Source organism: Candidatus Komeilibacteria bacterium CG_4_10_14_0_2_um_filter_37_10 (assembly GCA_002793075.1).
GTDB lineage: Bacteria > Patescibacteriota > Patescibacteriia > UBA1558 > UBA1558 > UM-FILTER-37-10.
In genome coordinates this window covers 22,947-28,946 of the sequence record PFPO01000027.1, presented here as the reverse complement: position 1 = coordinate 28,946, position 6,000 = coordinate 22,947, and the positions used below count along the sequence as shown (strand labels likewise).

Annotated in this window: 7 protein-coding genes; all 7 read right to left on the bottom strand. The window is 37.2% G+C overall.

The window, feature by feature from the left end:
* Nucleotides 1-666: hypothetical protein (locus tag COX77_01610; GenBank protein PIZ99464.1), on the bottom strand; the 666-nt coding region annotated here is incomplete at its 3' end.
* Between the two features lie 12 nt (nucleotides 667-678).
* Nucleotides 679-1,365 (bottom strand): hypothetical protein, encoded by a 687-nt coding sequence (locus COX77_01605; protein ID PIZ99463.1) that lies wholly within the window; start codon nucleotides 1,363-1,365, stop codon nucleotides 679-681.
* Nucleotides 1,366-1,926, bottom strand: coding sequence for a hypothetical protein (locus tag COX77_01600; GenBank protein PIZ99462.1), 561 nt, complete (start codon nucleotides 1,924-1,926; stop codon nucleotides 1,366-1,368).
* An 11-nt stretch (nucleotides 1,927-1,937) separates the two neighbouring features.
* The gene (locus COX77_01595) at nucleotides 1,938-3,833 is read right to left on the bottom strand and encodes a conjugal transfer protein TraC (protein ID PIZ99461.1); all 1,896 of its coding nucleotides are present in this window, start codon (nucleotides 3,831-3,833) and stop codon (nucleotides 1,938-1,940) included.
* A gap of 6 nt (nucleotides 3,834-3,839) precedes the next feature.
* On the bottom strand, nucleotides 3,840-4,517 hold the full coding sequence (locus COX77_01590) for a hypothetical protein (GenBank protein PIZ99460.1): 678 nt from the start codon (nucleotides 4,515-4,517) through the stop codon (nucleotides 3,840-3,842).
* Nucleotides 4,507-4,950, bottom strand: a complete 444-nt coding sequence (locus COX77_01585; GenBank protein ID PIZ99459.1) for a hypothetical protein — start codon at nucleotides 4,948-4,950, stop codon at nucleotides 4,507-4,509. The genes COX77_01590 and COX77_01585 overlap by 11 nt, the downstream gene beginning before the upstream one ends.
* A gap of 2 nt (nucleotides 4,951-4,952) precedes the next feature.
* The gene (locus COX77_01580) at nucleotides 4,953-5,987 is read right to left on the bottom strand and encodes a hypothetical protein (GenBank protein ID PIZ99458.1); all 1,035 of its coding nucleotides are present in this window, start codon (nucleotides 5,985-5,987) and stop codon (nucleotides 4,953-4,955) included.
* Nucleotides 5,988-6,000 lie beyond the last annotated feature (13 nt).

Here is a 6,000-nt window from a genome sequence, read left to right as displayed (position 1 = left end):
ATCGCCTAAATGTTCCACAAAAAATATACCCGAGCCGTCATAATTAGCGGTCACAATCCAATTATTATCTGGGAAGTCAGTGATTACTTTAGCGGCAATTTTTTCACCCGTACTATCAAAACTAAAACCTGTCATCTCGGGTGGCAGGGTAATTTGTTTCTGCCGGATAAAATCATAAACAATGTTGGCGCCATCGGGATATTCCAGTACTGCCCGCTGGCCATTGTGCGACCAAGCGATCTGTTCAACATTGTGAAATATTTTATCGCTCATCAATACTTTTTGACCGCTAAAATACTTATAAAATTGACCATTATTTTGGTCATAATATTGTAACTGGCCAGTATTATTCCGAGTTAAACCAAAGACCTTTTGACCGCTGGTGGCGTCAATTGTTTCTACTATCGCTTCTGGCTGTTTTTGCTTATCAGTTTTTTCCTGATTCGTCAGACTTTCAGAATTAGTCGTGTTCTCATTTCCGATCAACTGACCATTTTCGTCATTACCAATAGTTGGTAGACCATTAATCTGAACTTGCTCATTAATAACGACAGCTTCTGGTGTTACTTGAAAAAAAAGTAAATACATTAAATAAGCCAAAATAATCACCAGGATAATAAAGATCAAGATAATTATTATTTTTTTTGTTCGCGGATTTAATTCCATATGATTAATAAATTACAACAAAAACGCTGGGATTGGTATACCGAATTCATTTAAAATAAATTTGATAATCTCGCCATAAAATATCTTATACGCCTCTAAGGGATTTTCTACAATATAGATAATCGCTACAATAAAAAAAACTATAATACCAATATAAACTACTTGTAATAACATTACGGCCCAGGCCAGTAAATGCACATACCAACTCAAGCTAGCAGTTTTCAATATCTTACCACCAATCATAACTGCAAAAGAAATACCCCAAGCAGCAGCTGCTTGACCAATATCTAATAACGGCACCAGGCCCTGGATGGCTAAATTTGAAACTGTTCGATCCAAAGGATTTTTTCCCATTAATTTACCAAGTACCTCATCCGTCATCTGATCACCCATCACATTCATCGCCATAGCCAATTTCGGATCTTTCATTAAAACTTGTTTGGCCAAAGCACGTTCCTTTTGTTGTTCATTGCCAAGCTGTCCCGCCCATTTATTTTTGTCACCATTCTGACCCCGACTTTCTTGTCCAGCGTTCATAATTTTACCCTGCGCATCCCATTCCCGCCGCATTGATTCACCGCGTAGTTGTGTCTCTTTTTGTACTAGTACTCGTTGCGCGGGATTCATATCCTCGCCTTTTTTCCAAGCTTCGTAAGCAGCAACTTGTGGATCGTTTACTGGTTGTTGGTCAGCACTCATCTACATTTCCCGAAAAGTATTAACTAACCACGTTTCATTATTTTTCAAAAGACCTATTTTATATTTTTTATAAATAATATTTTGCTTACTGCCAACTTTCTCCACCTTTTGCACCTCCAGCTCTAGTTCCCCACCCTGTTTATCGTTGAGAGTTACTCTCTCAGCTAGCACCTTAGTGCTGACACCATAAAAATTATCCGCATTATAAAACTCTCGGACTTTCTGCAATTCACTATCAGCTGCTTCTTGCATCTGTTTGGTCATATTAATTCTGACTGCTTCAATATTCTCCCCCCAATTCTGATTGGAAAAACTCAAATACCGTTCCGTAAAATTTCTCGCTGCTAAACGTAGGGCTAACAAATCCTTGCTAGTTTCATCTGTTTTGACACTGGCGCTGTCAAATACTTGTGGCTCCGTCTTTAAATCTTCGCTTAATTTACTTTGCTCGTCACTGGTTGGCTGCCAAAGTAATATCAAAGCAACTACCAAAACTAGAATAACCGCAGCAATACCTATAATAATTATTTGCCGACGCGATAAATCCATATTTTTGATCATAATATTATTTATTATTTATTTTTTTCTTCTTTTTTACCTTGTTGAGCAGCAAACTCCTTCTTCGCTTCCTCGATTTCTAATAGCTGCCGCGGGTCTGAGGTTATCACCTGATCTTCGGCGTAAGAAGCAATGATCTGAATAGCGGCGTGATTGCTACCGGCAAAAAATATTCCCGTACCAGTGCCACCTTCCAATAGTAAATATTTCTCTCCTTCGGTTAACATGAAAGTCTTTTGGACATTATCAATAGCGGCTGGTGATTGTTTCAATAATATTTGCAAAGCGGAGTTGGTAACAATTGCCCTCCCATACTTGCTATTTAAAAAGTCATTAACATCCTGAGTGATGGTAGTAACTCCTAAATAGTATTTACGACATCTTTTAACCAACGCAAAAATAAATTTCGCCGAATCTTCGTGTTGCATTAACCACCAAGCCTCGTCAATTACTAAAATTCTCTTTTTTAATTTTGACCGAACAACATTCCAGATATAACTCACAATTGTATAAACGCCCGCTGGCCGTAACTCATCTTCCAAATCACGCACGGAGAAAACCACCAACTGATTGTTCATGTCAACGTTAGTCAGATTGTTTAACAAACCAGAAAAGGTACCCACCGTATATTTTTTTAATCGCAAAGCCAAGTCTTCTCCACCCTCCATGCCTGACAAGATCTGTTCCAAATCACTCAATATTGGCGGCTCAATCTTACTAAGATCACTTTCCGGACCAATATCTTTTTTGGCATAAGTTTCCAAAATAGCGCGATCAATTAAAGAGTCCTCCTGATGAGTAAAGTCGCCCAATAAAATCTTGAGTAGTCCTTTGATAGCAATAACAGCACTGCGGATAATATCGCCCGGTTTGGTATTGCCAGCGATACCGCGGGGTAAATCAAAAGGATTGATTTTGCTTTCCGAATTCAAAGAAATATTAATATACGTTCCCCCGACGGCATCGGCTAAATATTTATATTCACTTTCTGGATCAATAATGATAACTTCAGCGCCCATCATTAAGCTCCGCAATACCTCCAGCTTAACACAATAACTTTTACCAGCGCCGGATGTCGCAAAGACGCAGGCATTGGCATTCTGTAAGGAAAAACGATCAAAAATAATCAAGCTATTGTTATGACGATTAATACCATAAAGAATACCGTTGTTGGACGTCAGGTCGGAGGAAATAAAAGGAAAGGATGAGGCCGCTGGTGATGAATTCATATTACAAGAAATAATCAATTCGTCATTACCAATCGGTAAAGTAGAATTAAATCCTTGTTCAGCTTGATATAATGCCTTTTTGGAAACAATCAGTTTCGAACCAACAACGCCTTCAATCTCATCTCCTAATTTATTAAGTTTGTCTTCGGAATCAGCATAAAATGTTATATACAGAGCGAACTGAAAAAATTTTTCAACGCCTTGTGTCAAATTATCACGTAAACTTTCAATATCCAGCAACGCCGTTTCCTTAATAGGATCACGTGGTGCACCTTTTTCCCTTTCTGAATATATTTCGGCCTCTAACGAACCGACCCTATTTTTTAATTGTCGTAAAACGACTGATGATTTAATGGGATAAAAATACATAGCGACGTCCAATTCCGCATTCAAATTAATAATCGGTGCAAACCAACCCAGGGAAACAAAACGCGGATAGAGGGTAACAAAAATTGTCCGGACATATTTTTGATCCAATCTAATATAATCATTTTTAACTTCCATACTGGAAGGAGCGATCAATTCACGAACGCTGGTAACACCAGCACGAAATACACGCTCCGCTTCTAATAGTTCCTTATCTTTAATATTCTCACCAGTAGCTGGCTGTTTCTTTTTTTTCACTTCCGTCTCTTTATCGTTCGCGGGTTTATTTAATTGTTGCCAATCAACTTTTACCATTTATTTTTATTGTTCCAAATTATATTGATTAATATCCGTCATTTTTTCTAAATCCGACGTCCGGGGATTATAACTGTTGTATAGCAGCTCAATCAGTCCCTGAGTATCCAAACGCACAGCTTTTAAACCCATACCACCTAACGCTGACTGCACCAACGATACTCGTCGTTCTAATTCACCACTATATTCATCAAATTTTTGTTTATTGAGAGAGATGACGTTAGTGGAAGTAAACACTTCAGATAACTGCGTAAAAAAGCCCTTCTTACCAGCGCTGCCTGGTTCATAGGGTACAACGACATAAAATTTCTTACTCATAATTTCCCCAATGGTCAATAATTCAATAATAAATTTTTTATAATCAACCAGTTGCAATCGTAATAGTTCATTTTGCACTTCTTTGATACGTTTATCAATTTTAGTTAGATAATCATCAATATTTAATTTCCGTGATTGTAAAACAATTTGAATGGGAAAATCTATAGTATTTAATAAAGATATATACCCTTGCAATAAACCCTTCTGTTCATCTTCATTCTTTAGAGAAAAATTTATCGACGAGGTCATTAAAACAGCGCGTAAACCGCCGTTTTTTAAAACAATAGTATTGTCACGGACAGTTGACACAAATAAATATTTTTGTGCCGCTGCTAAATATTGATTTTTTGCTTTATTATTTTTCATTTTTTTCTAATTCATTTTCACCTTCATAGGCGCCCCCAGTATCAATAATCAAAGATAGCTCAGATAAACGTGAAGATGATACTCTTTTGACCGGTACAGTTGAACCAATACTCATTTTTTGCTTTTCCTCATACTTAGCGGGCGTTGTATAAGGCTCTTTTTTCCAAACACGTACCTTGGGTGACTTCATGGTCTTGATATAGTTCAGTAAAAAAACATGAAACGGTGCTGTATTTACCTTAACAAAAGCGAAAAGAACAACAAAAACCAAAATGATAATACCCTCCAACAAAAAAAGGGTGAAATCCGATAGTTTATAACAAATAAAACCAAATAATGCTCCGACTAAGAAAATAACGAACTGCCTAGTGGTCAAGGGACCTAAAATTCTACTTTCGACATCAATAAATTGCGGCACTCGGAATTTATCCATAACTAGAATCTTAGTTTTTTATTGAGTAGGGAAATGGCATTAAATTCATCAAAGTTCAAATTATCATTGGGTAATTTTTGTCTTTCGCGCTCAACGATTAAATTAATCGGCACGCCTTCTTCCAAACTTAATCTGCCTAACCGTAAATATTGTTGATAAATAGGACTACTCTGCCAGGCCTTCACTATCTCCATACGACGAGCTAATGATGGGGCGCTAAAAACATCAATCTTTTCTTCAATTTTTCTCAGCGATTCGGCAGTACTACTAGCTAAACGGCGTAAAATTTTAACATTCATTTGACTAATTTCTTCCAAAGGACCCGTCATTCTATTAAATTTTCTAATTTCTTCAACTATTTTTTTGCCTTCGGGTACTTGTCCGACGCGACGTTGGGCTAATGATGACTGAATGGTTGGTGCGGGAATATCATTGATCGTTATCTTCTTTTCTTGTTCACTTAATAAACGTTTATGCCAATCCTCCTTGGCTGCTAACTGCGCTTTTTTTAACTCCTGTTTAACCTGATCCTCTTGCCGCCACTTTTTTTCCTGCAAATTAACACTCACCACCTCGCCATTACTATTGGCTATCTGCTCTTTAATCTCCTTTAAAAGCTGCATAATAGCGTCTATTTTCGTTGTTGGCCAGGCAAAAAGCTCGGTTAAACTAAGACGAACGTCGTGAGCCTGTCTGGCGCCCCGAAAAAAAACGAATAGCAACTTGGATAATTTTAATTGCTGTTCTTCAATTAAAACTAAATCAAATTTTAATATTAATTTATCAATAATCTTTTCTAAACTAAACTTTTTTGCTTCTTTAATCATTCCCTGCGGTGCAACCATAGGTGGCAGTGGTGCTAAAAGCGGCTCTTCCATACCAGTGTCCAGGATAGCAGTACTTTGTTCGTGGCCAAATAAAAGCTGAACGCTATTATCTTTCAACCATTGGGTCAAATTTTGAAGTTGACCAGACTGCCAAATGAATAGCTGACCACTCTTGTCTTTAAATAAATATTCTGAGGTAATATTATCCATGTTTTATCAAAAT